We start from the raw sequence: 2,661 nt of genomic DNA, 5'->3' as shown, positions 1-2,661 counted from the left end.
TGTCACCGACCGCCGTATAGGAGCCACTTCGTGATCGGCATGTAGGAGCCAGTTGCCGACCGGCGTAATGGAGCCACTGCGTGATCGCCGTATTGGAGCCAGTCGCGGATCGGCATATTGGAGCCAGTCGGCCAACAGCCGCACGGTGACGGGCGTCTCGAACTGAGCGTCGCCATCCTTAACCTTCGGGCTTTTTCCGGAGAGGCAGGGGATGGCGCGCAGGAGATTCGAGATGCATCACTATCGACAGGCCCTGCTGCGAATGCGTCAGGGCGACTCCGACCGCGAGATCGCCACCGCCCGCGTCATGGGCCGACCCAAGGCAGCCCAGTGGCGCCAGATTGCGGCCGACCGGGGCTGGCTGGACCCGGCGCAGCCTTTGCCCGAGGACGAGGCCATCGCCGAGGCATTGGGCGCCCCGCGACGGGCAAGCAGCACCATCTCCACCCTGGAGCAGCACCGGGAGCAGATCGGCCATTGGATTGAGCAGGGCGTCTCGGGCACCGCCATCCACGCGGCGCTGAAGCGGCAAGGCGGCTGGTCCGGCAGCTATTCGGCCGTTCGCCGGCTGGTCGCCGACATCCGCCGGCAATTGCCCCCAGAGGTCACCTGCCGGCTGGAGTTCGAGCCCGGCGAAGCCGCGCAGGTGGACTTCGGCGCCGGCCCCATGCTTGTTCACCCGGACGGGCAGCCGCGGCGCGCCTGGGCCTTCGTGATGACGCTGTGCGCCAGCCGTCACCAATATGTCGAGTTCGTCTGGGACCAGACCGTCGCAACCTGGCTGGGCTGCCACCGCCGCGCCTTCGAGTGGTTCGCTGGCACCCCACGGCGGGTGATCATCGACAACGCCAAGTGCGCGATCACCCGCGCCTGTGCTCAGGAGCCGACCGTGCAGCGCGCGTACGCGGAGTGTGCCGAGGGTTACGGCTTCAAGATCGATCCGTGCCCGCCGCACGATCCGCAGAAGAAAGGCATCGTCGAAGCGGGGGTGAAGTACGTCAAAGGCAACTTCCTTCCGCTGCGCAACTTCCGCGACCTGGCCGATCTCAACGCCCAGGCGCGCACCTGGGTGATGACCGAGGCGGGCATGCGCTGCCACGGCACCACGCGGCGCACGCCGCTGGCGCTGTTCGAGTTGGAGCAGCCGCTGCTCCAGGCCCTGCCGGCCCAGGCGCCGGACCTTGGCACTTGGCACCGCGTCAGCGTGCATCGGGACTGCCATGTGCAGTTCGACCGGATCCTGTACTCGACACCCTTCACCCTGGTGGGCAAGACCCTGTGGCTGCGCGCCACCGATTCGGTGGTTGCGCTGTTCGAGGATTACCGCCACGTTGCCACGCACCCGCGTGGCCGCAATCCAGGTCAGCGCGTGAGCGTGCGCGAGCACCTGCCGCCGGAAGCCCAAGCCTTCTTCGGCCGGGACCGTGCCTGGTGCGCCGAGCAGGCCGAGCGGATCGGGCCAGCCTGCGCGGCACTCATCGAGCAATTGCTCAGCGATCACATCCTGGAGCGGTTGCGCGCCGCGCAGGGCGTCCTGGCGTTGCTCAAACCCTATGGCCGCACGCGGCTGGAGGCGGCCTGCGCCCGCGCCATGGCGCACGGCTCGGCGCACTACCGCACGGTCAAGACCATCTTGGCCACCGGCGCCGACCAGCGCACTGACCTGCCTGCTGCCACCCCGCCGGGCTACGGCCGCACTCGATTCACCCGGCCAGCCACCGAGCTGTTTGCCGACCTCACCCCCAACCCGCAGCAAGACCTGCTGCACTAACCGAAGGAAATCCCCAGATGAACCCCGCTCCCGAACTGGCCCCTCAGCTCAAGCAATTGCGCCTGTCCGGAATCTTCGATTCCCTCGAAGCCCGCAATCGCCAGGCCATCGAAGCCAAGATGGCCTACACCGACTTCCTGGCCCTGTTGATCAGCGACGAGGTCGCCCGGCGCGAGCAAAAAAAGTTCAGCAGTCGGCTGCGCCGCGCCCAGTTTCGCACCACCAAGACGCTGGAGCAGTTCGACTTCGAGCGGCTGCCCCAACTCAATCGCGCCCTGGTGCACGACCTGGCCACCGGGCGATACCTCCAGGAAAAGGCCCCGGTCCTCATCGTGGGCCCGTGCGGCACGGGCAAGAGCCACTTGGCGCAGGCGCTGGGCCATTGCGCGGTGCGCCAGGGCGTCGACGTGGTGTTCAGCACCTGCGCCAGCCTTACGCAGAGCCTGAACGCGGCGCGGGCCACCGGCAGCTACGAGCGCAAGCTCGCCACGCTGGCCAGGGTGCCCCTGTTGATCATCGACGACTTCGGCCTCAAGCCGCTGCGCGCACCCGCCGACGAGGATCTGCATGATCTGATCGCCGAGCGGTACGAGCAGGCCGCCACCATCGTCACCAGCAACCTCGATTTCCCTGAATGGGATCAGGCGTTCCCTGCGAACCGGCTGCTCGCCAGCGCGAGCCTGGACCGGCTGCGCCACAACGCCTACTGCCTGGTCCTGGACGGCCAGTCCTACCGCTCTCCAAAGCAGCTCGCAAACCCGGCGAAAAACGGCCTCCAAAAGCCTGCAAAATCGGCCACTGCGTAACCACCCTCGGGATGCCCGTTTACCACGCTGTTGCTGGCTTCAATATGCCGAACATGGGTGGCTTCATTACGGCGGTCGGTGACA

The 2,661-nt window shown here is 67.2% G+C and carries 2 protein-coding genes; both read left to right on the top strand.

From position 1 onward, the window contains the following. The first annotated feature begins 232 nt into the window (after nucleotides 1-232). Nucleotides 233-1,771 carry an IS21 family transposase gene (gene istA, locus JI746_RS27475; protein ID WP_236600189.1) on the top strand — a complete coding sequence of 513 codons (1,539 nt, stop codon included), beginning with the start codon at nucleotides 233-235 and terminating at the stop codon, nucleotides 1,769-1,771. 17 nt (nucleotides 1,772-1,788) lie between these two features. Next, nucleotides 1,789-2,577: an IS21-like element helper ATPase IstB gene (gene istB / locus JI746_RS27470; protein WP_201693506.1), complete on the top strand. Its 789-nt coding sequence runs from the start codon at nucleotides 1,789-1,791 to the stop codon at nucleotides 2,575-2,577. The last annotated feature ends 84 nt before the right edge of the window (nucleotides 2,578-2,661 follow it).

Source organism: Ramlibacter alkalitolerans, assembly GCF_016722765.1.
GTDB classification, from domain to species: domain Bacteria; phylum Pseudomonadota; class Gammaproteobacteria; order Burkholderiales; family Burkholderiaceae_C; genus Ramlibacter; species Ramlibacter alkalitolerans.
Note: the sequence above shows the minus strand (reverse complement) of the source record. Positions and strands in the feature narration are given on the sequence as shown.